The organism is Gemella cuniculi DSM 15828 (assembly GCF_000425665.1).
Lineage (GTDB): Bacteria > Bacillota > Bacilli > Staphylococcales > Gemellaceae > Gemella > Gemella cuniculi.
In genome coordinates this window covers 1-25,925 of record NZ_AUDW01000018.1, presented here as the reverse complement: position 1 = coordinate 25,925, position 25,925 = coordinate 1, and the positions used below count along the sequence as shown (strand labels likewise).

General features: G+C 32.3%; 40 protein-coding genes. All 40 read left to right on the top strand.

The annotated features are described in order from the left end of the window. The first annotated feature begins 15 nt into the window (after positions 1-15). A complete protein-coding gene (locus tag H612_RS0102330) occupies positions 16-1,059 on the top strand; it encodes a competence protein CoiA (RefSeq protein ID WP_027129993.1) in 1,044 nt (347 codons plus the stop codon). A 22-nt stretch (positions 1,060-1,081) separates the two neighbouring features. Continuing rightward, positions 1,082-1,972, top strand: a complete 891-nt coding sequence (gene dprA, locus H612_RS0102325; protein WP_027129992.1) for a DNA-processing protein DprA — start codon at positions 1,082-1,084, stop codon at positions 1,970-1,972. Between the two features lie 24 nt (positions 1,973-1,996). Further along, positions 1,997-2,671: a hypothetical protein gene (locus H612_RS0102320; protein WP_035500182.1), complete on the top strand. Its 675-nt coding sequence runs from the start codon at positions 1,997-1,999 to the stop codon at positions 2,669-2,671. A gap of 331 nt (positions 2,672-3,002) precedes the next feature. After that, positions 3,003-4,193 (top strand): CapA family protein, encoded by a 1,191-nt coding sequence (locus H612_RS0102310; RefSeq protein WP_027129990.1) that lies wholly within the window; start codon positions 3,003-3,005, stop codon positions 4,191-4,193. 112 nt (positions 4,194-4,305) lie between these two features. Continuing rightward, a complete protein-coding gene (locus tag H612_RS0102305; RefSeq protein ID WP_027129989.1) occupies positions 4,306-4,920 on the top strand; it encodes a nitroreductase family protein in 615 nt (204 codons plus the stop codon). Positions 4,921-5,090: 170 nt separating this feature from the next. Next, entirely contained in the window at positions 5,091-5,756 is a 666-nt protein-coding gene (locus H612_RS0102300; RefSeq protein WP_027129988.1) for an HAD family hydrolase, read from the top strand. A 96-nt stretch (positions 5,757-5,852) separates the two neighbouring features. Further along, on the top strand, positions 5,853-6,239 hold the full coding sequence (locus H612_RS0102295) for an OsmC family protein (RefSeq protein ID WP_027129987.1): 387 nt from the start codon (positions 5,853-5,855) through the stop codon (positions 6,237-6,239). Between the two features lie 435 nt (positions 6,240-6,674). Beyond that, on the top strand, positions 6,675-6,833 hold the full coding sequence (locus H612_RS10040) for a hypothetical protein (protein ID WP_169515552.1): 159 nt from the start codon (positions 6,675-6,677) through the stop codon (positions 6,831-6,833). Beyond that, positions 6,793-7,101: a 30S ribosomal protein S10 gene (gene rpsJ / locus H612_RS0102290; protein WP_003147624.1), complete on the top strand. Its 309-nt coding sequence runs from the start codon at positions 6,793-6,795 to the stop codon at positions 7,099-7,101. The genes H612_RS10040 and rpsJ overlap by 41 nt, the downstream gene beginning before the upstream one ends. A gap of 19 nt (positions 7,102-7,120) precedes the next feature. Next, complete coding sequence (rplC, locus tag H612_RS0102285) at positions 7,121-7,783, top strand: 50S ribosomal protein L3 (RefSeq protein WP_027129986.1); 663 nt, start codon at positions 7,121-7,123, stop codon at positions 7,781-7,783. Between the two features lie 32 nt (positions 7,784-7,815). Further along, positions 7,816-8,439, top strand: coding sequence for a 50S ribosomal protein L4 (rplD, locus tag H612_RS0102280; RefSeq protein WP_027129985.1), 624 nt, complete (start codon positions 7,816-7,818; stop codon positions 8,437-8,439). Beyond that, positions 8,439-8,720, top strand: coding sequence for a 50S ribosomal protein L23 (gene rplW, locus H612_RS0102275; RefSeq protein WP_027129984.1), 282 nt, complete (start codon positions 8,439-8,441; stop codon positions 8,718-8,720). Before rplD ends, rplW begins: the two co-directional genes overlap by 1 nt. A 35-nt stretch (positions 8,721-8,755) precedes the next feature. After that, positions 8,756-9,586 carry a 50S ribosomal protein L2 gene (rplB, locus tag H612_RS0102270; protein ID WP_027129983.1) on the top strand — a complete coding sequence of 277 codons (831 nt, stop codon included), beginning with the start codon at positions 8,756-8,758 and terminating at the stop codon, positions 9,584-9,586. 87 nt (positions 9,587-9,673) lie between these two features. Continuing rightward, the gene (gene rpsS / locus H612_RS0102265) at positions 9,674-9,952 is read left to right on the top strand and encodes a 30S ribosomal protein S19 (RefSeq protein WP_027129982.1); all 279 of its coding nucleotides are present in this window, start codon (positions 9,674-9,676) and stop codon (positions 9,950-9,952) included. Positions 9,953-9,986: 34 nt separating this feature from the next. Continuing rightward, positions 9,987-10,322 carry a 50S ribosomal protein L22 gene (gene rplV, locus H612_RS0102260; RefSeq protein ID WP_027129981.1) on the top strand — a complete coding sequence of 112 codons (336 nt, stop codon included), beginning with the start codon at positions 9,987-9,989 and terminating at the stop codon, positions 10,320-10,322. Positions 10,323-10,371: 49 nt separating this feature from the next. After that, complete coding sequence (gene rpsC / locus H612_RS0102255; RefSeq protein ID WP_027129980.1) at positions 10,372-11,025, top strand: 30S ribosomal protein S3; 654 nt, start codon at positions 10,372-10,374, stop codon at positions 11,023-11,025. A gap of 3 nt (positions 11,026-11,028) precedes the next feature. Next, entirely contained in the window at positions 11,029-11,454 is a 426-nt protein-coding gene (rplP, locus tag H612_RS0102250) for a 50S ribosomal protein L16 (protein WP_003147629.1), read from the top strand. Then, on the top strand, positions 11,454-11,663 hold the full coding sequence (gene rpmC, locus H612_RS0102245) for a 50S ribosomal protein L29 (RefSeq protein WP_003144404.1): 210 nt from the start codon (positions 11,454-11,456) through the stop codon (positions 11,661-11,663). The genes rplP and rpmC overlap by 1 nt, the downstream gene beginning before the upstream one ends. Positions 11,664-11,677: 14 nt before the next feature. Continuing rightward, positions 11,678-11,941, top strand: coding sequence for a 30S ribosomal protein S17 (rpsQ, locus tag H612_RS0102240; protein WP_003144356.1), 264 nt, complete (start codon positions 11,678-11,680; stop codon positions 11,939-11,941). Positions 11,942-11,980: 39 nt separating this feature from the next. Further along, positions 11,981-12,349, top strand: a complete 369-nt coding sequence (rplN, locus tag H612_RS0102235) for a 50S ribosomal protein L14 (RefSeq protein ID WP_021753546.1) — start codon at positions 11,981-11,983, stop codon at positions 12,347-12,349. Between the two features lie 36 nt (positions 12,350-12,385). Next, the gene (gene rplX, locus H612_RS0102230; RefSeq protein ID WP_027129979.1) at positions 12,386-12,691 is read left to right on the top strand and encodes a 50S ribosomal protein L24; all 306 of its coding nucleotides are present in this window, start codon (positions 12,386-12,388) and stop codon (positions 12,689-12,691) included. Between the two features lie 32 nt (positions 12,692-12,723). Next, positions 12,724-13,263 (top strand): 50S ribosomal protein L5, encoded by a 540-nt coding sequence (gene rplE, locus H612_RS0102225; RefSeq protein WP_027129978.1) that lies wholly within the window; start codon positions 12,724-12,726, stop codon positions 13,261-13,263. A gap of 19 nt (positions 13,264-13,282) precedes the next feature. After that, on the top strand, positions 13,283-13,552 hold the full coding sequence (gene rpsN, locus H612_RS0102220; RefSeq protein WP_003144337.1) for a 30S ribosomal protein S14: 270 nt from the start codon (positions 13,283-13,285) through the stop codon (positions 13,550-13,552). A 32-nt stretch (positions 13,553-13,584) separates the two neighbouring features. Further along, complete coding sequence (gene rpsH, locus H612_RS0102215; RefSeq protein ID WP_006364587.1) at positions 13,585-13,980, top strand: 30S ribosomal protein S8; 396 nt, start codon at positions 13,585-13,587, stop codon at positions 13,978-13,980. 23 nt (positions 13,981-14,003) lie between these two features. Continuing rightward, a complete protein-coding gene (gene rplF, locus H612_RS0102210) occupies positions 14,004-14,540 on the top strand; it encodes a 50S ribosomal protein L6 (RefSeq protein ID WP_027129977.1) in 537 nt (178 codons plus the stop codon). A gap of 27 nt (positions 14,541-14,567) precedes the next feature. Then, entirely contained in the window at positions 14,568-14,924 is a 357-nt protein-coding gene (gene rplR / locus H612_RS0102205; protein ID WP_027129976.1) for a 50S ribosomal protein L18, read from the top strand. Positions 14,925-14,944: 20 nt separating this feature from the next. Then, positions 14,945-15,442, top strand: coding sequence for a 30S ribosomal protein S5 (gene rpsE / locus H612_RS0102200; protein WP_027129975.1), 498 nt, complete (start codon positions 14,945-14,947; stop codon positions 15,440-15,442). Positions 15,443-15,458: 16 nt separating this feature from the next. Continuing rightward, a complete protein-coding gene (gene rpmD / locus H612_RS0102195; protein ID WP_003144406.1) occupies positions 15,459-15,635 on the top strand; it encodes a 50S ribosomal protein L30 in 177 nt (58 codons plus the stop codon). Between the two features lie 28 nt (positions 15,636-15,663). Next, a complete protein-coding gene (rplO, locus tag H612_RS0102190; protein WP_027129974.1) occupies positions 15,664-16,104 on the top strand; it encodes a 50S ribosomal protein L15 in 441 nt (146 codons plus the stop codon). Continuing rightward, positions 16,104-17,408: a preprotein translocase subunit SecY gene (gene secY / locus H612_RS0102185; protein WP_027129973.1), complete on the top strand. Its 1,305-nt coding sequence runs from the start codon at positions 16,104-16,106 to the stop codon at positions 17,406-17,408. Before rplO ends, secY begins: the two co-directional genes overlap by 1 nt. A gap of 5 nt (positions 17,409-17,413) precedes the next feature. After that, positions 17,414-18,067 carry an adenylate kinase gene (locus H612_RS0102180; protein WP_027129972.1) on the top strand — a complete coding sequence of 218 codons (654 nt, stop codon included), beginning with the start codon at positions 17,414-17,416 and terminating at the stop codon, positions 18,065-18,067. A 15-nt stretch (positions 18,068-18,082) separates the two neighbouring features. Next, the gene (infA, locus tag H612_RS0102175) at positions 18,083-18,298 is read left to right on the top strand and encodes a translation initiation factor IF-1 (protein WP_003144387.1); all 216 of its coding nucleotides are present in this window, start codon (positions 18,083-18,085) and stop codon (positions 18,296-18,298) included. Positions 18,299-18,324: 26 nt separating this feature from the next. Then, positions 18,325-18,438 carry a 50S ribosomal protein L36 gene (gene rpmJ, locus H612_RS0102170; protein ID WP_003144208.1) on the top strand — a complete coding sequence of 38 codons (114 nt, stop codon included), beginning with the start codon at positions 18,325-18,327 and terminating at the stop codon, positions 18,436-18,438. A gap of 22 nt (positions 18,439-18,460) precedes the next feature. Further along, positions 18,461-18,826 (top strand): 30S ribosomal protein S13, encoded by a 366-nt coding sequence (gene rpsM, locus H612_RS0102165; protein ID WP_004633585.1) that lies wholly within the window; start codon positions 18,461-18,463, stop codon positions 18,824-18,826. A gap of 25 nt (positions 18,827-18,851) precedes the next feature. Further along, on the top strand, positions 18,852-19,241 hold the full coding sequence (gene rpsK / locus H612_RS0102160; protein WP_006364578.1) for a 30S ribosomal protein S11: 390 nt from the start codon (positions 18,852-18,854) through the stop codon (positions 19,239-19,241). A gap of 35 nt (positions 19,242-19,276) precedes the next feature. Beyond that, on the top strand, positions 19,277-20,218 hold the full coding sequence (locus tag H612_RS0102155; RefSeq protein WP_027129971.1) for a DNA-directed RNA polymerase subunit alpha: 942 nt from the start codon (positions 19,277-19,279) through the stop codon (positions 20,216-20,218). A 21-nt stretch (positions 20,219-20,239) separates the two neighbouring features. Continuing rightward, on the top strand, positions 20,240-20,608 hold the full coding sequence (gene rplQ / locus H612_RS0102150; protein ID WP_003144119.1) for a 50S ribosomal protein L17: 369 nt from the start codon (positions 20,240-20,242) through the stop codon (positions 20,606-20,608). A 744-nt stretch (positions 20,609-21,352) separates the two neighbouring features. Then, a complete protein-coding gene (locus H612_RS08945) occupies positions 21,353-21,916 on the top strand; it encodes a TlpA family protein disulfide reductase (protein ID WP_051210098.1) in 564 nt (187 codons plus the stop codon). A 310-nt stretch (positions 21,917-22,226) separates the two neighbouring features. After that, positions 22,227-23,801: a G5 domain-containing protein gene (locus tag H612_RS0102140; RefSeq protein WP_027129970.1), complete on the top strand. Its 1,575-nt coding sequence runs from the start codon at positions 22,227-22,229 to the stop codon at positions 23,799-23,801. Positions 23,802-23,840: 39 nt separating this feature from the next. Further along, positions 23,841-25,925: vWA domain-containing protein (locus H612_RS08940; protein ID WP_169515553.1), on the top strand; the 2,085-nt coding region annotated here is incomplete at its 3' end.

The following is a 25,925-nucleotide window of genomic DNA, read 5'->3' as shown; positions in this document are numbered from 1 at the left end:
AAAAAGGAGAATATTATGTACGTAGCATACGATAACAAAGATGAAGTTTGCAATGCTTTGGATAGTGATATTAAAAAAACTGGGGAGTATTATTGTCCTATATGTAAGGGGAAGGTTATTTTTAAAAAGGGTATAAAGATTCAATCGCATTTTGCTCATGCCAAAAATTGTTCGTGTGAATATGAAACTTATAAAAAAGAAAGTAGTGAACATCTTGCAACTAAAAAAGATCTTTATGAGCATTTTAAGGGAAGATATCGTAATGTAGAAGTGGAACATATTTTTAAAACAGAAAGTAGTATTCAGATAGCAGATGTTTATATAAAAGATAACAATGTTGCATTTGAATATCAACGTTCAGTAATTCCTTATGAACTCATTGAAGAAAGAACAAAGGGATATTCAAAAGCTGGAATAAAACTAATTTGGCTGATAGATACGAAAAAATTTATAAAAGAATTAAAAAATTATGATGGAATAAGCTATATTAGATATGCACCGTTTGTTGATAATTTTCTAAATTATTATCAAGGAAAAGTATTTTTTTATGGTTGGAACAATGAGGATAAAAAATTTGAATTTTACCAAATTTGGGCACACAATCTGAAAAAAAGAAATGCAGTTTGTATAAAAACTAGTTATGATATACGTAATTTTGATGTGCCGTTAGATTTACAGCTTTTGGATAAGGATTTAACATCAAAACTATACCCCGAAGATATAAAAAATTATGTTTATGAACAATTAAAATATGATAAAACTATAAAAAATAAAGTGTTAAGTATGTTCTATAATCAAAAAATAGAGCTTAATAATATACCTGATGCAATAGGTATTAATATGCTAGAGCAGGTGTTAATTCAGACCCCATTAGTTTATTGGCAAGGTTTAATGTATCGATTTTTTAAAGAGGGTAAAACTTATTCTGAACTTATAAGAATAATGAGTAACATTATAGAGTTTAAAAATAGTATTTATATAAATAATGTGCAAAGAGGAGAGATATTTTTAAAAGTATTTAAAGAATATTATAAACTGTTGGTGGAAAAAGAAGATTAAAATTTTATAGGGGGAATTTATTATGGGGGAGTTATATGGGAAGTTGACGAACAAAGAGAAAAAGATTTTGTTATCGCTTTTAGCGATAGAAAAAATCACATCTTTGAAACTACATAAAGTTATTCAAAAATTAGGTAGTATAGAAAAGATTTTAGAAATAGATATGGAAGATTTTTCAGATTGTTTTGGAGAATCTTCCAAGGAAATTTATACTAAGCTAATTTATAATTTGGATTTTGATTTTGAAAGTTACTTTGAGTTCTATAATGTCAAATATATTTTCTATGACGATCCTTACTATCCAAATGAATTTTTTAGATTATATGATTATCCTTTTGTAATTTTTTATAGAGGGAATAAAGATTTACTTCTTTTTAGAAGAAAATTTTCAATAGTAGGCAGTAGAAATAATACAAATTACTCAAAAGTTGCTTTGGAAAAGATTGTGCCACATTTAGTAGAAAATCATTTTGTAATTATTAGTGGTCTTGCACTTGGAGTCGATAGTTTAGCTCATGAAACAACGATAGAAAATAATGGATTCACTATAGGAATAATTGCACATGGGCATAATATTATATATCCAGAAAAAAGTAGATATCTTTATGATAAATTAACGCAAAATCATCTTATCATATCAGAGTATTTTCCCACTTCGCCAATAAGGAAATATAAATTTTTAGAAAGGAATAGACTTGTAGCTGGGATTTCTACTTCGTTGTTAGTAACAGAAGCAGCAAAGAGAAGTGGGACGTCAAGAACGATAGATTTTTCACTGGAAATAGGGAACAATGTATTTTGTCTTCCAGGGAGATTTGGTGATAAGATGAGTTGGGCGATGAATGAATATATAAAAGAGGGGGCGATACTAGTAAATAAATTAGAGGATTTTGGTAATGAATTAGGATTTTAGTAGATATTTGAAAGGGTGATAATAATGACGACAGATATCTTATTTATTAATCCACTAGGTTGGGATAGATATATTTGGACAAGAGTCTTGGAAAATATGCCAGACCAAACCTTTGATTTTATTGAATTTACAGAAGAGAGTTTTAAATCTATATCAAAAAAAGAAATAGATCAGGTTCTATTAGATAAAATGACAAAAGTAAAAAGAGGCGGTTATATAGTATGTGCTTCTTATGGGACTGTTGTTTTGCTTAATGGGCTGGAAATGTTTAGTGAATACCTTGATGGAATTAATTTAATTATTATTGAGGGATTAGAGCCTATACCTCCAAGATCAATATTGAGATCCTATTTTGAATCAGAAATAAAGTTCACTAGTAAAGAAGAATATCTATCAAAAACACTTAGTGTAGATGAATTGAAAGACAAGTTTCTAACAGAACTACTGCTTAGAAAACTTAGAAAACAAGGTAGTGAGTATGTAATAAGTCCATCACCTGATATAGAGTTGCAATATTTATCTTTGTACGCAGGAGTTGACAATTTAGAGTTGTTAAAAAAATGTAGAGAAATTTTTAATAATGTTACTATTTTTTCCTACTTTAAATTGACGAAAACAAATTATACACAAATAGAGGAGGATGATCATTTGCTTATGGTTACAAAACCACAAATGATTTTGAACGAATTAGGGAAATAGAGATAGTTTATGGAAATTTTAAAATTAAGAAATAATAAGTACATTGGGAGAAAGAAAAATCAAAGCGGAGGAGACAAAGATATTTTTCATCTCTCAATAGAAAATATAAATTTTGATAAATAGGGTGATTGATAATTTTGCTTAATTGTTAAATTATCAATCACTTTTTGTTTTGACAAAAGATTTATAGATTATTTGATGAAGAAAATTTTAAAATTTGATATAATAAAGGTTATATTTTATGGTTTTATATTGAACAAATTTTAGTAAGATAAAGTTTTCAATGACAACTGTGTTATAAAAAAACTATATATTTAAGGAGTTGATTGTGGTGAAAAAAATATTATTGAGTTTATGTTCTGTGATGGTGTTTGTTGGTGCTATAGCTGTTGGTATATTTTGTATAGAAAATTCTGATAAAAAAAGTGTAGAAAATTCTGATATTGCAAGTGAGAAGAATTCACATGTTAAAAGGGCAAGAGTAGTTGCCAATGGAGACATTTTATATCATGATGCATTATATTATACTGCAAGGCAAAGTGATGGAAGTTATAATTTTGATCAGTTTTTTGAATATGTCAAACCATGGATTGAAAAAGCGGATTTGGCGATAGGTGACTATGAAGGTACAATAAGTGATAAGAGTCCTTTGTCGGGATATCCACTTTTTAACGCTCCAAAAGAAACAGCGGATACTATGAAAAGTCTTGGTTACGATGTTGTAGATTTGGCACATAATCATATTTTGGATACAGGATTATATGGACTAAAATATACAGCTAAAACTTTTAAAGATTTGGGATTGGATGTAGTAGGTGTTCATACGGAGAAAAAACGCTCGGAGGATAAGATTTTAGTTAAAGAGGTAAACGGAATAAAAATAGCTATCCTTGCTTATGCATATGGGTATAATGGGTTAGAAGCCAACCTTTCACAAGAAGATTATAATAATTATCTTTCTGATCTAAATGAAGATAAGATAAAAAGTGATTTGGAAAAGGCTAAGCAAGAAGCGGATGTAACAATAGTGATGCCTCAGATGGGGATAGAATATAATTTGCAACCTACTCAAGAACAAAGAAGATTGTATAATAAAATGATAAATTGGGGAGCGGATGTTGTTTTAGGAGGGCATCCGCATGTAGTAGAGCCAGCAGAAACTGTAGAAAAAAATGGTGAAAAGAAATTCATTATTTACTCTATGGGAAACTTTATTTCTAATCAAAGAATGGAGATAATGGATAATAAGTGGCCTGAACGAGGAGTTTTTATGGATATTACCTTTGAAAAAGAAAATAATAAAACTATAATAAAAACTGTAAAAGCACATCCTACTTTGGTGCATTCTACTCCGAATGGAAGAAAAACACCACAAGGATACCCACTTTTTGATTATCGAGTGATGATTTTAGAAGATTTTATTGAAGGTGGAAAATATCGAGATAAATTAGATGACGCTATGAAAAATAAAGTTGATATAGCTTATAAAGAAATGAATGAACATGTGGATTTACAGTGGTAATCTGATAGAAGTAATTTTTTAATGAGAATTTGATAAAGTATTTTATTAGTTGATACCAATTATCAAGTGTAGTATAATCATATAGTTAATAAAGTTGAAGGAGATTATGGTAATGAAAGATTTTTTTGAAGTAATAAAGAATAGACGTTCAGTAAAATATTATGATAATAGCGTTAAAATATCACGAGAAGAAATTTTAGAAATGTTAGATGATGCTAATAGTGCACCATCATTTTGTAATTTTCAACCTTGGAGATATATAGTAGTAGACACACCAGAAGGAAAAGAAAAATTATCGGCAGCCAATTATAATAAAACTCAAAATGACACTTCAGCGGCTATGATTATTCTTTTAGGTGATTTAAATTATTTTGATAAGTTTCATGATATTTACGGTACGGCTGTGGATAAAGGATATATGTCGCCTGAAATAAAAGAAGAGTTTCGTGGGAATATGGAGTATTTGGTAAATTCATTAGATAAAGAAACGAAAAAAGAAATAGTGTATTACGATTGCGGATTATGGTCAATGCAGTTTTCTAATGTAGCACATGCTAGAGGGTATGATACTAATATTTTGGGTGGATTTAATAAGAAAAAAGTAGTTGAGTTATTTGATATTAATGAAGATTTAGTACCAATAATGTTAATTGCATTAGGGAAGAAAGAACGTGATGGAAGACCTACTACAAGAATGAGTGCGAAAGATTTGGTAAGTTTTGAATAATTAGGGTAAAGAAAGAAGTTTGAAATAAGAATTTTATTTTTGATAAAATAAGGTAGTGAAATCTTAAAGCAGATTAGTTTAAAAATTTTAAAATTTACTATCTTATTTTTCTTAATTTTAAACAATGTTAATAATGAGTAATATTTATAAGTTCATGAAGGAGAAAATTAGTGGAGAAACTTGAAGCGGTAATATTTGATTTTGATGGGACAATTGTAGATACAGAGAAAATCTATTATGAAAATATGGCGGATTTAACAAAAGAATATCTGGGGGAAACTTTGGATAAAATGGATTATATAGAAAATGTATCTGGAACAAATGAGGAAACTAGTAGAAAGTACTATAAAGATAAATATGGAATGACAGATGAAGCTTATGATAAATTCGAAGAAGAAATCACTCAGCGTATAATAGAAAATTATCATAATGCTAGTGTTCTTCCTGGGATAAAAGAAACGATGCAATATTTGTACAGCAATGGTATAAAAATGGCTGTTGCTTCTAATGGGAAAGAAGAACATATAAGAACGGGATTAGAAAGAAAAGGATTTGAGAAATATATAGAGGCTATTGCCACTAAAATAGAAGTAGAAAATCCAAAACCTGCACCAGATGTTTATTTACTTGCGGCGGAAAAATTAGGTGTTGATATAAAAAATACAATAGCTATAGAAGATTCTAGACCAGGAGCATTAGGTGCGAGTAAATCGGGAGCAACTTTAATATTACAAACTAACGATATTACTAAATATATGGACTTTTCTGGTATTGAGTACAATTATAGAGATATTAATTTGTTAGAAGTCGTGAAGAGCATAGTAGAGGATATGTAGTCGCTTACCTTAATAATTGTAAAAAATATAAATTAGGGATATAATTAAGGTATGTATTTACCTTTTGGGTAAAAATAAAAAATAAGGAGAACAAATATGTATAAGGTAACAGGAACAATTAATAAGGGATATACAGTTCATGCTACTACTTCGCTTGGTGGCAATTACGATATGTTTATGGATGAAAGTAAAGACGGTCCAGTAAATTTATTTTCTGTGGCGTATGTAGGATGCATGACTATGTGTGCAAAGGGATATTTTCATAGAGCATATGGACTAGAAGATTTAGAAGTTAAAACAGATCTTGTAGTTGATTATGAGAATAGAAAAATTGTGGCAGATATTTATGTAGATAGAACAGAAAATGAATTGGCTAATGGGGATAGACAAGGAGTTTTAGATAATATAAAACTACGTTGCAAAGTGTCGCATATGTTATCAAGTGATTTGGATATTACTTATAATGTTCACGCCAAAAAATAAATTAAATTAAAGAAAGCGAGAATTTTTTCTCGCTTTTTAATTATGGATTTAAATTAGTTTGATATTGAGAAAAGTGAAATATAAAATATTCACGATATATATTGAAAATTAAAAAAATTCTCTTGCCTTGGCACCAAAGTTGAAAACAAAAAAGAATGATAAATATACTATAGAAACATTATCCATTTAATATAGTAAGATTTTGTAAAACAATGTATAGTTATAGTTAATTTAGAAAATCTAATAAAAAATCTTCCATAAAAAAGATAGTTAGTGTTTAATATGGGAGAAATTGAAATATATTTTTCGCATGTCAGCCAATAAGAAATTAGGAAAACATATTCATAATTTTTTTTAAAATTTTTATATTAAATCTCTTGCAATATAGATGTTTAACGTGTATAATAGTGAATGTTGGTCTGAAAAAGACTTGCGTTGAAGCGAAAGGTTACTGACACGCCCGGCCGCTTTGCCATGCCATGGCGTGCTGGAGAACTTTCGTGGAGAAGTTGCTACTTGATAGCAGCGAATAAATGTAATAGGAGGAGAAATGATGGCAAAACAAAAAATTCGTATTCGTCTAAAAGGATATGACCACAGATTAGTAGATCAAAGTGCAGAGAAAATCGTTGAAACTGCAAAACGTTCTGGAGCAAAAGTTTCTGGACCAATTCCATTGCCAACGGAAAAAGCAGTTTATACAATTTTACGTTCAGTTCACATTTATAAAGATAGCCGTGAACAATTTGAACAACGTACACACAAACGCCTAATCGATATTATTGAACCAACACAAAAAACAGTTGATGCTTTAATTAGCTTAAACTTACCATCAGGTGTTGACATCGAATTAAAATTATAATTATAGGAGGTGACTTTCGATGACCAAAGGTATCTTAGGAAGAAAAGTAGGAATGACTCAAATCTTCGCTGAAAATGGAGAATTAATTCCAGTAACAGTAGTTGAAGCAAAAGGTAACGTCGTACTACAAAAGAAAACAGAAGAAGTTGAAGGATACAACGCAATCCAATTAGGATTCGACGATAAACGTCCTTACGATAAAGAACGTAAAGATCGTTTAGTAAAAGTTGCGAACAAACCTGAACAAGGTCACGCAGATAAAGCTACTACTGCACCAAAACGTTTCATTCGTGAAATTAGAGATGCAGAAGTTGCTAGTTATGAAGTAGGTCAAGAAGTCCAAGTTGATATTTTTGCAGCAGGGGACTTAGTTGACGTAACAGGAGTAAGTAAAGGTAAAGGATTCCAAGGGGCAATCAAGCGTCATGGACAAAGTCGTGGACCAATGGCTCACGGTTCTCGTTACCACCGTCGTCCTGGATCAATGGGTCCTGTAGCACCTAACCGTGTATTTAAAGGAAAAGCATTACCAGGTCAAATGGGTGGAGTTACAGTTACAACTCAAAACTTAGAAGTAGTAAGCGTTGATGTAGAAAATGGATTAATCTTAATTAAAGGATGTATTCCAGGTTCTAAAAAAAGCTTCGTAAAAATCCAAACAGCAGTTAAATCTGGTAAATAATCGGAAAATATACGGAAGGAGGAAATTAGAAAATGCCACAATTAGATTTATTTAAACAAGACGGTACTAAAGTTGGTGCAGTAGAAGCTAATGATGCAGTATTCGGAATTGAACCAAATCAACACGTTTTATTCCAAGCTGTAACTTTACAAAGAGCATCACTTCGTCAAGGTACACACAAAACAAAAGGACGTTCTGAAGTTTCAGGTGGTGGTCGCAAACCATGGCGTCAAAAAGGGACAGGTCGTGCTCGTCAAGGATCTATCCGTTCACCACAATGGCGTGGAGGTGGAACAGTATTTGGACCAACACCACGTAGCTATAGCTTCAAAATGCCAAGAAAAATGCGTCGTTTAGCATTACGTTCTGCTTTATCTTCTAAAGTAGCAGCTAACGAAGTATTTGCATTAGAAACTTTAACATTTGATACAATCAAAACTAAAAACTTTAAAGAAATGTTAACAAAACTTAGCTTAGATAAAAAAGTATTATTCGTAGTTTCAGAGTTCGAAGAAAATACAGTATTATCAGGAAGAAATATTCCAGGAGTTACTTTCTTAGAAACAACTGGTCTTAATGTATTAGACATCTTAGGAAGCAACAATGTTGTATTTACTAAAGATGCATTAGAAAAAGTTGGGGAGGTATTAGCATAATGGAAGCACGCGATATTATCAAACGCCCAGTATTAACTGAAAAAAGTTATTTATTGATGCAAGAAAATAAATACACTTTCCTAGTAGACACACGCGCTCACAAAATTCAAATCAAGCAAGCTGTTGAAGAAATCTTCGGTGTGAAAGTTGAAAAAGTGAACGTAATGAACTACAAACCAAAATTCCGTCGTGTTGGAAGATATGGTGGATACACTAATAAAAGAAGAAAAGCTATCGTTAAGTTAGCTGATGGACAAACAATCGAAGGATTATTCGCATAAGAATAACCAATACCACTAAGGAGGAAAAATGACAAATGGCTATTAAAGTATATAAAGCTATTACTAATGGTCGTCGTAATATGACATCATTAGACTTTGCAGAAATTACAACAAGCAAACCAGAAAAGTCATTATTAGCGCCGCTACCGAAAAAAGCGGGAAGAAATAACCAAGGTAAAATTACTGTTCGTCACAATGGTGGAGGACACAAAAAACAATACCGTATTATTGACTTCAAAAGAAATAAAGACAACGTACCAGCAAAAGTTGCTACAATCGAGTACGATCCAAATCGTTCAGCAAACATCGCATTATTACACTATGTAGATGGAGAAAAAAGATACATCATTGCTCCTAAAGAATTAGAAGTAGGACAAATTATAGTATCTGGTCAAGATGCTGATATTAAAGTAGGTAATGCACTACCATTAGCAAATATCCCAGTAGGGACATTAATTCATAATATCGAATTAAAACCTGGTAAAGGTGGACAATTAGTGCGTTCAGCTGGAGCAAGTGCTCAAGTACTTGGTAAAGAAGGTAAATATGTATTAGTTCGTTTGAAATCAGGAGAAGTAAGAATGATCTTAGCAACTTGCCGTGCGACAATCGGTGAAGTTGGTAACGAACAACATGGACTAGTAAATATTGGTAAAGCCGGTAGAACTCGTTGGTTAGGTAAAAGACCTACTGTACGTGGATCTGTTATGAACCCGAACGACCACCCACACGGTGGTGGTGAAGGGCGTACATCAATTGGACGTAAATCACCAATGTCACCATGGGGTAAACCTACACTTGGTAAGAAAACTCGTTCTAAAAAAGCTCGTTCAAACAAATTTATCGTACGTGCTAGAAATAAATAATAAAACGAAACAAAGGTTAGTTGGTGAGGAGCAAGTGCTCTTTACCAAAGACCTAAGTATGCAAAGTATCGGAAAGGAGATAACAAAATGGCTCGTAGTTTAAAAAAAGGACCATTCGCTGATCACCACTTATTAGCAAAAGTTGAAAAAATGAGCGAACAAGAGAAAAAACAAGTAATCAAAACTTGGTCTCGTCGTTCAACAATCTTCCCATCATTTATAGGATTTACTTTTGCAGTGTATGATGGAAGAAAACATGTACCTGTATATGTGACTGAAGATATGGTAGGACATAAATTAGGTGAATTTGCACCAACAAGAACTTACAAAGGTCACGCAGCAGATGACAGAAAAACAAGAAGATAATTATAGAAATTAGAAAAATCAAGGAGGCACATTCATGGAGTCAAAAGCAATCGCTAAGACAGTCCGCATCGCTCCTCGTAAGGTAAGATTAGTATTAGACTTAGTACGTGGAAAAAAAGTGGGCGAAGCATTAGGAATTTTAGAATTCACAACTAAAGCAGCTTCATTACCAGTGGCAAAAGTTATAAAATCAGCTGCTGCTAACGCTGAACACAATTATGGAATGAATGTAGAAGACTTAGTAGTATCAGAAGCATTTGCAAATGAAGGACCAACTCTAAAAAGATTCCGTCCAAGAGCAAAAGGTGCTGCAAGTTCAATTAACAAAAGAACAAGTCATATCACTATCGTTTTAAGTGATAACAAATAATTAAAATTAAGAAATTTAAAGCTAAACTAGTAAAAGGAGGCTACAAACTGTGGGTCAAAAAGTACATCCAATAGGCTTACGTGTTGGGGTGATTCGTGATTGGGATTCAAAATGGTATGCGGAAAAAGATTTCGCTGCTAACTTACACGAAGACTTCAAAATCCGTGAGTTCATCAGTAAAAAATTAAAAGACGCTTCAGTTTCTAAAGTTGAAATTGAAAGATTTGATAAGAAAGTAAACATTTCAGTACACACTGGTAAACCAGGTATGGTTATTGGTAAAGGTGGTTCTGAAATTGATAAATTAAGATTAGAGTTAAATAAATTAACTGGAAAAAGAGTACACATTAATGTAGTTGAAATTAAAAAAGTTGATATCGATGCTAAATTGGTAGCTGAAAATATCGCTCGTCAATTAGAAGCTCGTGTATCATTCCGTCGTGCTCAAAAACAAGCTATCCAAAGAGCTATGAGAGCAGGAGCTAAAGGAATTAAAACTCAAGTATCAGGTCGTCTTGGTGGAGCAGATATCGCTCGTGCAGAGCACTATTCAGAAGGTTCAGTGCCACTACACACATTAAGAGCTGACATCGACTATGCTCATGAAGAAGCAGATACAACTTATGGTAAACTTGGAGTTAAAGTTTGGATTAACCGTGGTGAAGTATTACCAACTAAGAAATCTGAAAAAGGAGGTAACTAATTTATGTTAATGCCTAAACGTGTTAAATATCGTCGTCAACACAGACAATCAACAAAAGGTAAATCTAAAGGCGGAAACGTAGTAGATTTTGGTGAATATGGATTACAAGCTACTACAGCAGCAAGAGTTACTTCTCGCCAAATTGAAGCTGCTCGTATTGCGATGACTCGTTATATGAAACGTGGTGGTAAAGTTTGGATTAAAATCTTCCCTCACATGCCTTATACTAAAAAACCTTTAGAAGTTCGTATGGGATCTGGTAAAGGTGCAGTAGAAGGATGGGTTGCAATAGTAAAACCAGGTAGAGTGATGTTCGAAGTTGCTGGAGTAAGTGAAGAAGTTGCACGTGAAGCTCTAAGACTTGCATCTCACAAGTTACCTGTTAAATGTAAATTTGTAAAACGTGAAGAAACAGGTGGTGAAGCATAATGAAAACAAATGAATTCAAATCTATGATTAGAGAATTAACTTCACAAGAGTTAGAAACAAAAATCAAAGAACTTAAAGAAGAGCTTTTCAACTTACGCTTCCAATTGGCAACAGGTCAATTAGAAAATACAGCTCGTATTAGTCAAGTTAGAAAATCAATCGCTCGTATGAAAACTGTTATTCGCGAGAGAGAATTAGCGAATAAATAATATAGGAGGCAAACATGACTGAGAGAAATGATAGAAAAGTTTACGTTGGAAAAGTAGTTTCTGATAAAATGGATAAAACTATCACAGTTTTAGTAGAAACATATAAAAAACATCCTCTATACGGTAAACGTGTAAAATATTCTAAAAAATTCAAAGCACATGATGAAAATAATGTAGCAAAATTAAACGATATCGTTAAAATAATGGAAACTCGTCCATTATCTGCAACTAAAAACTTCCGTTTAGTAGAAGTAGTAGAAGAAGCAGTTATTATTTAATAAAACTAGGATAAACCCTAAGAAGGAGGCAAAAAGCGCATGATTCAACAAGAAACACGCTTAAAAGTGGCTGATAACTCAGGAGCAAAAGAAGTTTTAACAATTAAAGTTCTAGGTGGTTCAGGGCGTAAAGTTGCTAATATTGGTGACGTAATTGTATGTTCTGTTAAGAAAGCAACACCAGGTGGAGTTGTTAAAAAAGGTGATGTAGTTAAAGCCGTAATCGTTCGTACAAAAACAGGAGCTCGTCGTAATGACGGTTCATATATAAAATTTGATGAAAATGCTTGTGTAATTATCCGTGATGATAAGAGCCCACGTGGTACACGTATTTTCGGACCAGTTGCTCGTGAATTAAGAGACGGTAACTACATGAAAATCGTATCACTAGCTCCAGAAGTATTATAATAAAAAAAGTACAGCAAAGAAGGAGGTTAGCAAGAAATGTTCATTAAAAAAGGTGATAAAGTTGTAGTAATTACTGGTAAAGATAAAGGTAAAGTTGGAACAGTAATCGAAGCACAACCTAAAAAAGACCGCGTGGTTGTTGAAGGTGTTAACATTATTAAAAAACACGTTAAGAATTCACAAGATGCACCTCAAGGTGGAATCATTGAAAAAGAAGCAGCAATTCACGTATCAAACGTAATGTTACAAGATCCTGAAACTGGGAAACCAACAAGAGTAGGTTTCGAAATTAAAGATGGTAAAAAAGTACGTATCTCTAAAAAATCAGGAAAAGAAATATAATAAGTAGTTGAAGAAAGGAGGCACTATTTTAGATGACTCGTTTAGAAGATAAATTTAAATCTGAGATAACAAAAGAATTAATGACAAAATTTGAGTACAAAAGCGTAATGCAAGTACCAAAAATTGAAAAAATAGTAATTAATATGGGTGTGGGTGATGCAGTTCAAAACTCAAAAGCCCTAGATAATGCAGTAGCTGAATTAGCTTTAATTTCTGGACAAAAACCATTAATCACAAGAGCTAAAAAATCAATCGCTACTTACAGACTACGTGAAGGTATGCCAATCGGAGCTAAAGTTACTTTGCGTGGAGAAAGAATGTATGAATTCTTTGACAAATTAGTAACAGTTGCACTTCCACGTGTACGTGACTTCCATGGTGTTTCTAAAAAAGCATTTGATGGTCGTGGTAACTACACACTAGGAGTTAAAGAACAATTAATTTTCCCTGAAATTGATTACGATAAAGTAAGTAAAGTACGTGGTATGGACATCGTAATAGTAACTACAGCTAACACAGACGAAGAAGCTCGTGAGTTACTAGCACTTTGTGGAATGCCATTCGCAAAATAAGAAAGGTGAGGTAATATACATGGCTAAAAAAGCAATGGTAGAGCGTGAACTTAAACGCCAAAAGTTAGTTGATAAATATGCAGCTAAAAGAGCGGAATTAAAAGCTAAAGGCGATTACATCGGACTTAGTAAACTTCCTAAAAACTCAGCACCAGCTAGATTACACAATCGTTGTAGCATAACTGGACGTCCTCACGGATACATTGGGAAATTTGGAATCAGCCGTATTAAATTCCGTGAATTAGCTTACAAAGGACAAATTCCTGGAGTTAAAAAAGCAAGTTGGTAATATATTAGTAGAAGAAAGGAGGATTTATCCTAATGACAATGACAGATCCTATCGCAGATATGCTAACACGTATTCGTAATGCTAATATGGTAAAACACGAAACATTAGAATTACCTGCGTCAAATATTAAAAAGCAAATTGCAGAAATATTAAAACAAGAAGGTTTCATCAAAGATGTAGAATACATCGAAGATAACAAACAAGGAATAATCAAAATTTCTCTAAAATACTCTAAAGGTGAAAGAGTAATTAAAGGAATTAAAAGAATTTCAAAACCTGGTTTACGTGTTTATGCTAAAGCAGATGAACTGCCAAGAGTATTAAATGGACTAGGAATAGCAATCGTATCAACTTCAAATGGAGTTGTAACTGATAAAGTTGCTCGTAAAAATAACACAGGTGGAGAAGTATTAGCTTACATCTGGTAATAATATAAGGAGGTGCCAATTAAATGTCACGTATAGGTAATAAAGTTATTACAATACCTGCAGGTGTTGAAGTTAACATAGCTGATAACTTCGCAACAGTAAAAGGACCTAAAGGTGAATTAAAACAACAATTTGATAAAGACATGACTTTCAACATTGAAGAAAATGAAATCACAGTAGTACGTCCATCAGACTCAAAACGCCACCGTACAGTACACGGAACAACTCGTGCTATTTTAGCAAACATGGTTGAGGGAGTTTCTAATGGATTCAAAAAAGAACTTGAGTTAATCGGGGTTGGATACCGTGCTCAAATGCAAGGTAAAAAATTAGTACTAAGTGTTGGGTATTCTCATCCAGTTGAATTCGAAGAAATTGACGGAATTAAATTAGGTGTTGAAGGAAACACTAAAGTTAGTATCGAAGGAATTAACAAAGAAGTAGTAGGACAATACGCTGCTAAAGTTCGTGCAGTACGTCCTCCAGAACCTTATAAAGGTAAAGGTATTCGCTATGTTGGTGAGTATGTACGCCGTAAAGAAGGAAAAACTGGTAAATAATAGATAACAGAAAGGAGTGTTTCAAATATGATTACGAAACTTGATAAAAATAAAGTTCGTAAAAAAAGACACGCAAGAGTACGCGTTAAAGTTCAAGGAACTGCTGAAGTACCACGTTTAAACGTATATCGTTCAAACACAAATATTTATGCACAAATCATTGATGACACTAAAGGTGTTACATTAGCACAAGCATCTTCATTAAAACTTGAAAATGTATCAAAATCAAGTGTAGAAGCAGCTAAAGAAGTTGGAAAACTAATCGCAGAAGTAGCAAAAGAAAAAGGAATTACAAAAGTTGTTTTCGACCGTGGAGGATACTTATATCACGGACGTGTTAAAGCATTAGCTGAAGCAGCACGTGAAAACGGACTAGTATTCTAATAAAGGAGGGAAATAAGTAGATGCGTCAAGAAGAAATCAAAAAAGAATTTGAAGAACGCGTAGTTGCCGTTCGTCGTGTAGCTAAAGTTGTTAAAGGTGGACGTCGTTTTCGTTTCTCTGCTTTAGTAGTAGTAGGTGACAAAAATGGTCGCGTGGGATTTGGTACTGGTAAAGCTCAAGAAGTACCAGATGCAATTAAAAAAGCAGTTGAAGCTGCAAAACACAATTTAATTACTGTACCAGTAGTTAATGGAACAATACCTCACGAAATCACTGGTCAATTTGGAGCAGGTTCAGTATTAATTAAACCAGCTGCACCTGGTACTGGGGTTATTGCCGGTGGTCCAGTTCGTGCCGTATTAGAATTATCAGGTATTTCAAATATCTTATCAAAATCTCTAGGTTCTAACACACCAATTAACATGGTTCGTGCTACAATCGAAGGATTAACAAGATTACAAACAGTAGAACATGTAGCTGCTTTACGTGGAAAATCTGTAGAAGAATTATTAGGATAAGAGGAGGGACAAGAAAATGACATTAAAAGTAACCCTAACTCGTAGTACTATTGGTCGTCCAAAGAATCAAAGAAAAGTTGTTGAAGCTCTTGGTCTAAAAAAAATGCACCAAACAGTAGAACACAAAGATAATGCTGCGATTCGTGGTATGATTAATAAAGTTTCACACTTAGTGACAGTAGAAGAAAAATAATTATTAATACAAGGAGGTGCTAGTCTAAATGAAATTACATGAATTACAACCAGTTGAAGGTTCTCGTAAAGAACGTAATAGAGTAGGTCGTGGGATTGGATCAGGAAATGGTAAAACAAGTGGTCGCGGTCAAAAAGGACAAAAAGCACGTAGTGGCGGTGGAGTTCGCCCAGGATTTGAAGGTGGACAAAATCCACTATTCAGACGTATTCCAAAACGTGGATTTAACAATATCAACAGAAAAGAGTATGCAGTTGTTAATCTAGCGGATTTAAATAAATTTGAAGAGGGAACAGTAGTATCACCTGCTTTATTACTAGAAGAAAAAGTTATTAAAAAAGAACTTTCAGGTGTTAAAGTATTAGCTAACGGAAAATTAGAGAAAAAATTAACTGTTCAAGCTCATAAATTCTCATCTTCAGCAAAAGAAGCTATTGAAGCAGCTGGTGGAGTCTGCGAGGTGCTATAATGTTTGGTGCAGCGCTAAATTTGTTTAGAGTTAAAGAAACTCGAAACAAAATATTATTTACCTTATTTGGTATATTTTTATTCCGTATTGGTTCATTTTTACCAATACCAGGAGTTGATGCAGATGTTTTAAAAAATCAAGATGCATCAGGATTATTTGGTATATTTAACACATTTGCAGGAGGAGCATTACAACAATTTTCTGTATTTGCTATGGGTATTATGCCTTACATTACAGCATCTATCGTAATTCAACTTATGCAAATGGATGTTATTCCTACTTTAACAGAGTGGTCAAAACAAGGAGAAGTAGGTCAGAAAAAAACACAAAAATTGACTAGAGTATTAGCTATTATTTTAGCATTTATACAATCACTAATTATGTCTTACGGATTCAATAAGGCTTATAGTGGATTAATTAAAGATACTTCAGTATTAGGATTTATTACAGTAGCCTTAGTATTAACAGCAGGTACTGCTTTACTACTTTGGTTAGGTGATCAAATTTCACAATATGGTGTAGGTAATGGTGTATCTATTATTATCTTAGCGGGTATTATTGCACGTATGCCTATGGAATTTGTACAAATTTATCAATCACAAATTAAAGATGCAGAGAATTTAACATTAGCTATTTTAAAAGTAGTGATTGTTGGAGTTATAGTTATAGGAATAGTAGCAGCAGTTGTATTTATGCAAGAAGCTATTCGTAAAATTCCTATTCAATATTCTCAAGCAAGAGCTGGGCGTAGAATGCTAGGATCACGTTCAACATTCTTACCACTTCGTGTAAACAGTGCGGGGGTTATTCCAGTAATTTTTGCTATAGCATTTTTACAATTACCTAGAACAATTGCAATTTTTGCACCAAATAACCAAAAGTTACAAAAAATTGTGGCTTATTTCGATTTTAGTCATTGGGTTGGACTAACTTTATATGTAGCTTTAATCATAGCGTTCTGTTACTTCTATGTAATGGTACAAGTTAATCCAGAAAAAATGGCAGATAATTTAAGAAAACAAGGAAGTTTTGTTCCAGGGGTTAGACCAGGTAAAAAAACTGAAGAATACATTACAGGTATTTTATACAGACTGACGTTTGTAGGTTCAATATTCCTAGCAGCTGTTTCGGTTCTTCCAACAATATTCACTAACTTAGCCAAACTACCAGCATCTGTTCATATAGGTGGAACAAGTTTAATAATTGTTGTCAGTGTAGCACTAGAGACAGTTAAGCAACTTAATACTCAATTAACAGATAGAAACTACAGAAGTTTCATTACTGGTGGAAAAGGTGGTAAATAATTATGATGAATATTATATTAATGGGATTACCAGGAGCGGGAAAAGGAACTCAAGCAGATCAAATCAAAGAGAATTATCCAATTCCACATATTTCAACAGGAGATATGTTCAGAGCTGCTATTAAAAATGAGACACCGCTTGGAAAAGAAGCAAAAAGTTATATTGATAAAGGACAATTAGTTCCTGACAGTGTAACTATAGGATTAGTTGAAGAAAGATTGAATCAAGAAGATGCAAAAGAAGGCTTTTTACTTGACGGTTTTCCAAGAACAGTAGAACAAGCTGAGGCCCTTGATAAAATTTTAGCAAAAACTAGTAGAAAAATTGACAAAGTGTTAAACATTGATGTAGATCCGTCTATCTTGTTACCAAGATTAACAGGAAGAAGAATTTGCAAGCAATGTGGAACAACTTATCACCTAATCTTCAACCCAACAAAAGTTGAAGGTGTTTGTGATAAAGATGGTGGAGAACTATATCAAAGAAGTGATGATAATGAAGAAACTGTACAAAATCGCCTAGATGTTAATATTAAACAAACTAAACCACTATTAGACTTTTACAGTCAAAAAGTGGGGGTAGTAGAAAATATTAATGGTGATCAAGACATCAAAGTAGTTTTCCAAGATGTACAAAAAGTATTAGATAATCTAAAATAGTCAGGGAGGAAAGATATGGCAAAAGATGTCATTGAAGTAGAAGGTTTAGTAGTAGAAAACTTGCCGAATGCAATGTTTAAAGTAGAATTAGAAAATGGTCATATTATTTTAGCTCATGTTTCTGGAAAAATCAGAATGAATTATATAAGAATTTTACCAGGGGATAAAGTTACAGTAGAAATGAGTCCGTATGACCTGACAAAAGGTAGAATAACTTATAGATTCAAGTAAGTTATAAACTCAAGGAGGAAATAACGATGAAAGTAAGACCATCAGTAAAAAAAATCTGTGACAAATGTAAAGTAATTCGTCGTGGTGGTAAAGTATTAGTGATTTGCGAAAACGCAAAACATAAACAAAAACAAGGATAATTAATTAGGAGGTGCAAACTTAATGGCACGTATAGCAGGAGTTGATATTCCTCGTGAAAAACGAGTTGTTATATCATTAACTTATGTATATGGTATAGGTTTAAAAACTGCTCAAAAAATCTTAAAAGAAGCTGGAGTTTCTGAAGATATAAGAGTAAAAGACTTATCAGGTGAACAACTAGATAAAATTCGTGAAATCGTAGATAACTACAAAACAGAAGGTGACCTTCGTCGTGAAGTTTCATTAAACATCAAACGTCTAATGGAAATCGGATGTTATAGAGGTATTCGTCACCGTCGTGGACTTCCAGTAAGAGGGCAAAATACTAAAAATAACTCTCGTACTAGAAAAGGTCCTAAGAAAACAGTTGCGAACAAGAAAAAATAATTAGGATAGGAGGAGAAACAAAACTATGGCTCGTAAACAACAATCACGTAAACGTCGTGTGAAAAAAAATATACAAAACGGTATAGCACACATTCGTTCTACATTTAATAACTCAATAGTAACAATTACAGATGAACATGGTAACGCAGTATCATGGTCAAGTGCAGGAGCACTAGGATTCAAAGGTTCTAGAAAATCTACTCCATTCGCAGCACAAATGGCAAGTGAAGCAGCAGCAAAACAAGCTATGGAACACGGAATGAAATATGTAGATGTAACAGTAAAAGGTCCAGGTGCAGGACGTGAAGCAGCTATTCGTGCATTACAATCTGCTGGATTAGAAGTTACATCAATCAAAGACGTAACTCCAGTTCCTCACAATGGATGTCGCCCACCTAAACGTCGTCGTGTATAATAATTGCGTAGACTAAATTTAGGAGGTTTAACATAATGTTAGCAATAGAAAAACCAAAAATTCAAATCATTGAAGAATCAACAGACAAAAGATTTGGTCGCTTTGTAGTAGAACCATTAGAACGTGGTTACGGAACTACATTAGGTAATTCATTGAGAAGGATGTTAATCTCATCATTACCAGGAGCAGCAGCAAGAAGTATAGATATTCAAGGTGTTCAACATGAATTTCAGGCTATTAAAGGTGTAGTAGAAGACGTTACAGAAATTATTATGAACGTTAAAAATATTGCCTTTAAAGTACATTCTGATGAAGAAAAAATAGTATCAATCAATGTAAAAGGTCCAGCAGTAGTTACTGCAGAAGATATTGCTATTGATTCTGATATTGAAGTAATCAATGCCGATCAACACATTGCAACAGTAGCTGAAGATGGACAATTTGAGATGCTTATCTATGTAGGTAAAGGTCGTGGATTTGTTCCAGCTGATGGAAACAAAAGACGTGACTTACCAATCGGTGTTATTCCAATTGATTCAATTTATACACCAGTAACTAAAGTTAACTACACAGTAGAAAAAACTAGGGTAGGACAAAGTACAGACTTTGACAAACTTATTTTAGATGTTACTACAAATGGTACGATTACAGCTAACGATGCTTTAGCATTAGCATCAAAAATATTAATTTCTCATTTAGAATTATTTATGGAAATGTCAGAAGAAGCAAAAGCTGCTGATATATTGATAGCTAAAGAAGAGGATAATAAAGTTCAAATGTTAGAAATGACTATAGAAGAACTTGATTTATCAGTTCGTAGTTATAACTGCTTAAAACGTGCAGGAATAAATACTGTTCAAGAATTAGCTAACAAAACAGAACAAGAAATGATAAAAGTAAGAAATCTAGGACGTAAATCGTTAGAAGAAGTTAAAATTAAACTTCAAGAATTAGAACTAGGTTTTAAAGAAGAATAAAACTAACAAGGAGGCACACTAATGGGTTACAGAAAATTAGGACGTACATCAGCTCACCGTAAAGCGATGTTAAGAAACTTAGTAACAGCTCTACTTGTACACGGTAGAATTGAAACAACTGTTACTAGAGCGAAAGAAGTTCGTTCATTAGCAGAAAAAATGATTACATTAGGTAAAAAAGGTGATTTAGCAGCAAGACGTAATGCAGCTAAGTTTATCCAACCTGTTGCAGTAGCAACTGAAGAAGGTAAGAGTCAATTAGCTCTTAAAAAATTATTTGAAGAAGTAGCACCTAAATATGCAGACCGTAATGGTGGATACACTCGTATTTTACGTGTAGGACCACGTAAAGGTGATGGTGCAGAAACAGCTATTATAGAATTAGTTTAATAAAAATTTTTCATACAACAATAACACATACTACATACACACACAACTAAACAACACATACAACAATTTAAACTAATTTTTTTGGCAAAAGAGTGCTTGAAATGCGTAGTAAAAGGCTACGACGTCTAGCTCTAACGTATCCTAGCAAGTGCTAGGATATACCTTTTGTCCCTTTGAAAATTAAAATCTAATTATACTTTAAAAGATTACCAGGCAAGGTAGTCTTTTTTGCTTTGTACGTTAGGATTTCAAGTGCCAAAGGTACGAGAAAATTCTTACGTACAAAGTACACAACGAAGACTTACTTTCAAAGGAGAAAAAGAAAGTATAGTCAAAACTGCGAGAAACACGTTAAAATTTTAAGAGTCGAAGATTCGTCAAGATTATCGCATGTAAATATGCACAAAAGTGACAGACTGTTATAACCTCCTGTGAAGTAATTTCGAGGAGCGAAGCAACGAGGATGCTCTAGTTTTAACCGCATAATAAAGTGAAAAACACATACGATAGGGAAAAAATCAATATATTTTTAAGGAAAGAAAAGACGATGAAGAAAGATGAAGAAATTTGTAATTCTAATTGTATGAAAAAATGATATAAATAGCCAATAATAAAAGAAGATAATAAATAAAACATAAAAATACAAATTATTAAGTATAAATACATCATAATACTTGACAATAATGCTGTTTATTAATATTATAGTCAGTAGTTAAAATTTAAAAGGAAATGAAGAGGTATACAATGAAAAAAAATATTATTATTGTGGCATTTATATTTATTATAATATCAGTAGGAGCGATATTTTTATATTCGCAAGAAACAAAAAATACGGTTAATAAAAAAGAAGAAAATATTTCACAAGAGCTTTTACAATTTAAAGATAAAAAAATACCAGAAATATCATTTATAGATAAAGATAATCAAGAAAAGAAAATTTCTGATTTTATGAATGATAAGCCAACATACATTATGGTATGGGCTAGTTGGTGTCCTGATTGTCAAAAACAATTACCAGAAATTCAAAAATTATATAAAAAATATTCAGATAAAGTTAACTTTGTTTTAATAAATGCAGTTGATGGTGAAAGAGAGACAGTTAGTAAAGCATCAGAATATATGAAAAAAAACAATTATGATTTTCCGTATTATCGTACATCAAAAAATACAACAGATATCTTAAAAGTAAAATCTATTCCTACCACATATATTACAAATAAAAAAGGTGATGTAAAAGTAATACATACAGCTAATTACACAACTTTAGATACCTTACAAAGTGAAATTGAAAACTTAATTAAAGAGTAAATTAAGTTAATATTAAAGATAACCTTATAAAAGAGATTACATTCAATAAACAACAATGGATGTAGTCTTTTTTATTTATTACTAATAGTAAATAAAATTTTTAAAAAAATCTATAATTTCACCTTAATTTCATATAGATAAGTTATAATATATAAAGATTAATTTAAATATATCTAACAACTAGTTATATCACTAGCATTTATAACACATAAATAAAGGAGCGAGGCGATGATTTTTAATAAAATTATCGCTCGCTTCTCTGTTTGAGAAAATATGTGTTGAAATTAAGATATTATGAAAGGAATAAATAATGAAAAATAAAAAAAATCTTGCAATTTTTGCAGGTACAGTTTTGTTGTTAAATGGAGTAATGATAACTGTTGATACTCCAAAGAATTCTTATGCTATTGCTGAGGAGAATATTCCCGCAGATGAGGATATTCCAGATAGTCAGCAGCTTAAATTGATTAAAGATGCAGAGAGAATTATTTCAGAGTTAGAAGAAGTTAAGAATAATGATGATAAGAAAGAAGCTGGAGAAATTATAGATTATGATGCGGAGAGTTTAAATGCAATATCAAAAATCACAAATAAAAATAAAAGATCTGCTTTAATTTCTCGTTATAATGCTATACTAACTTGGCTAGGTAAATCGCCTTTAGTAGATCCAACGCCACCGACAGGAGACTTATACGAAAATAGAAAAATTTATGTAAAAGAAGATGTAGATTTTGAGATTAAAACTGTAGAAGATATAACTTTAGAAAAAGGTAAAGTATACATACAACAAGAAGGTCAAAAAGGACAAGATGCAGTTGAATACGAAACTGTCTTTAAAAATGGAGAGGAACAAAAAGACAGTCGTAAAGAAGTAAAACGAACAAGAATAATAGAACCAATATATGAAATTAAACTTATTGGAGCAAAAGAAGATACTATTGCTCCAGCAATCACTATAAAAGAAGAAGTACAAACAGTAAAAGTACCATATAATAAAGTGAAAAAAGAAGACTCAAATCTTGAAAAAGGAAAAACAAGAGTAGAGCGAGGAGTAGAAGGAGCAACGAAAGTAACATATACAGTGACTTACAAAGATGGAAAAGAAACTTCACGAACTGAAACTAGAAGAGAAGTAGAGGTTGCTCCAGTAGATGAAGTTATATATGTAGGGACAAAAGAAATTCCTGAAAAAATTGAAATTAGACAATTTACTGAAAATAAAGAAATTGAGTTTAAAGAATTAGAGGAAAAAGACCTAACATTAGAAAAAGGTAAAAAGGTAGAAAAAACAGCAGGGAAAAAAGGTATACTGACTACAACTTATGAAGCAGAATTTAAAAATGAAAAAGAAATACCTGGAACAAGAAAAAAAGTAAAAGAAGAACAGACAACAGCCCCAGTTAATAGAGTAGTATTAGTAGGAACCAAAGAAAAAAGTATTAATCCAACTCCAACAACTCCAGTAGTAACTACTAAAGAAGAAGTACAAACAGTAAAAGTACCATACAATAAAGTGAAAAAAGAAGACTCAAATCTTGAAAAAGAAAAAACAAGAGTAGAGCGAGGGGTAGAAGGAACAGCAAAAGTAATATATACAGTGACTTACAAAGATGGAAAAGAAACTTCACGAACTGAAACTAAAAGAGAAGTAGAGGTTGCTCCAGTAGATGAGGTTACATATATGGGGATAAAAGAGAAAGAAAATATTGAAAAAATAAAAGCAACAGGGACAGAAGTATCTAACAGTCGCATTTTGAAAAAAATAGATAGTAAAGTTTTACCAAATACGGGGATAGAAGTAAATAGCAATATTCTTGCAGGGATAGTAGTATTCTTGACAGCAGGTGTATTGGTTGCACTTAGAAGAAAAGATAAACAAAAATAAATTTTTGGGAGATTTAAATTTTATAAGAAAGGATAAATTATGAAATATAAAAATATATCGAAAAAGTTATATTCAACGTTTTTAGCTTTTTCATTAATTTTTACAATGTTTAATGGCTATATTCAACCAATAAATACAGCAAAAGCTGAAAGTACTGGTACTGAAGGTAAGGTAACTAATATTACTTCAAAAGATGCAAATGTACAAATTCATCAAAATGGTTGTGAATTAAATATAAAAACAACACAAGAAACTAATTGGAAATTACCTAGAAAACCTATAGATTTGGTAATATTACAAGATGCAAGTGGATCTTTTCAAAATACTATAAGTGGAGTAAAAGAGGCATTAAAAACTTTAACTACACCAGTAGAAGCTAATAAATATGATTCAGAAACTCCAAGATTAGTATTTACTGATAATCAAGAAACATCGGATAGAGTTATGGTGGCAAGTTTTCAAGGATTAGATGGTTATAGAATTTACGATGATTATGAAACAACATATTATAGATATGGTAATACATACTATAGTAGAAATATTTATAAATCAGATAGTAATTTCACAGGGGACAGTCAATATGGAGTTTGGGAAAATAGCACAAAATTTAAAGTAGAAAGTACAGGTTTAGTATCAAATTCAAGAGATATACACAATTTTATAGATAATATAGTAGTAGGTGGCGGGACACCAACAGTACCAGCTATCAAAAAAGTAATTCAAGATTATAAAAATAAGGTGACTGTTAGTCAAGCACAAATGAAAAATGAGCGAAAAACTGTATTTTTAGTAATTACAGATGGTGTAGCTAATGGTGTAATGGATGATAATGGTAATGTTGTTATTCAATATAGTGGTTGGAGAAATAGTATTTTGCGTACACAGTGGAATTTAAGTACGACTACAGAAGCATCTCAAAATATTACTGCACGTGCTAAAGAATTGTCTGAAGTAGGGAAAGATCTTCAAGAGGCAGTTGGGAAAAATGGCTCAGTGGTTGTTGGTTTTTGGGAAGATGTTGTTGGTTTATCAAGAGAAAATCAGTATTACACAGCTTATAAAGAAGGTTTTTCAGGAACTAGTGTAAATATTGGTGATGATCATTCGGTTCAAGACATTTTTTCTAGTGCATTAAAATCGATAGCCTCTCCTGATAAAATGGTTAATGGTAAAAAAGCTACATTTTATGTAAATGAACAAAATAATATAGATGAATTTGCCAATAAGGTTCTTTCTGCTGTAGGAAATGCCTTAGTAAAAGAAAATGTTAATGGGGAATTTACAGTTACTGAAGGATATAGAGTTAAGTCGGTAACTATAAATGAAAAACAAGTAGTTGAAGATTTGACTGATAGTAAAACGCAAATTCGTGGAAAAGTCTCACAAGAAGGAAATAAAGTTACTATTTCAGTGCCAGAAGCAGCGTTTAATCCAGGAAAAAATAAATTCGACTATGAACTAGTAAGAACGGAAGAAGCACCTGAATTAAAAGAAGAAGATGAACAAACTCCACCAGATGATTATGTTCCTGGTAAAGAACAAAGAGAAGTAGGGCAACTAGTAGGACGTTTTAAAGTAGGAGATTACCAAACTGATGAGATAGGTTCAAAAGATACTGAAAAAGTAGAAGTAAACTCACTTAAATACTGTTATCCAAATGTAAAAAAATCAATTACAGATACAGACGCATCAAACGATAAAGGTGAAATACAAGATCCGATTTTACCAAAAAGACAATCTTATGCAGCAAATTTAGGAGAAGTACAAGAAGAATTTAGTTATAAAGTAGACTACAGAATGAACAATATTCCATTAAATATGGAAAAGAATGCTATGTTGGTTGATCCAGTAAACTATCGCCTAGAAGTACTAGATGCGTATGTTACAGATACTTTAACTGGAGAAAAATTAACTAATTTTGAAATAAGGAAAGTAAAAGATACTGACCCACAAACTAACAAAGAACGTACCATAGTGGTAGCGGATATACCGACATTACCAGGAGTAAATACAGAAACAGTAAAAGAAGGACAATACGGAGGACACAAATTTAAACGATACAGCTTACATGTAAAAGTTAAATTTAAAGATGAATATCCATTTGATGTAGATCAAAGAGAGTAT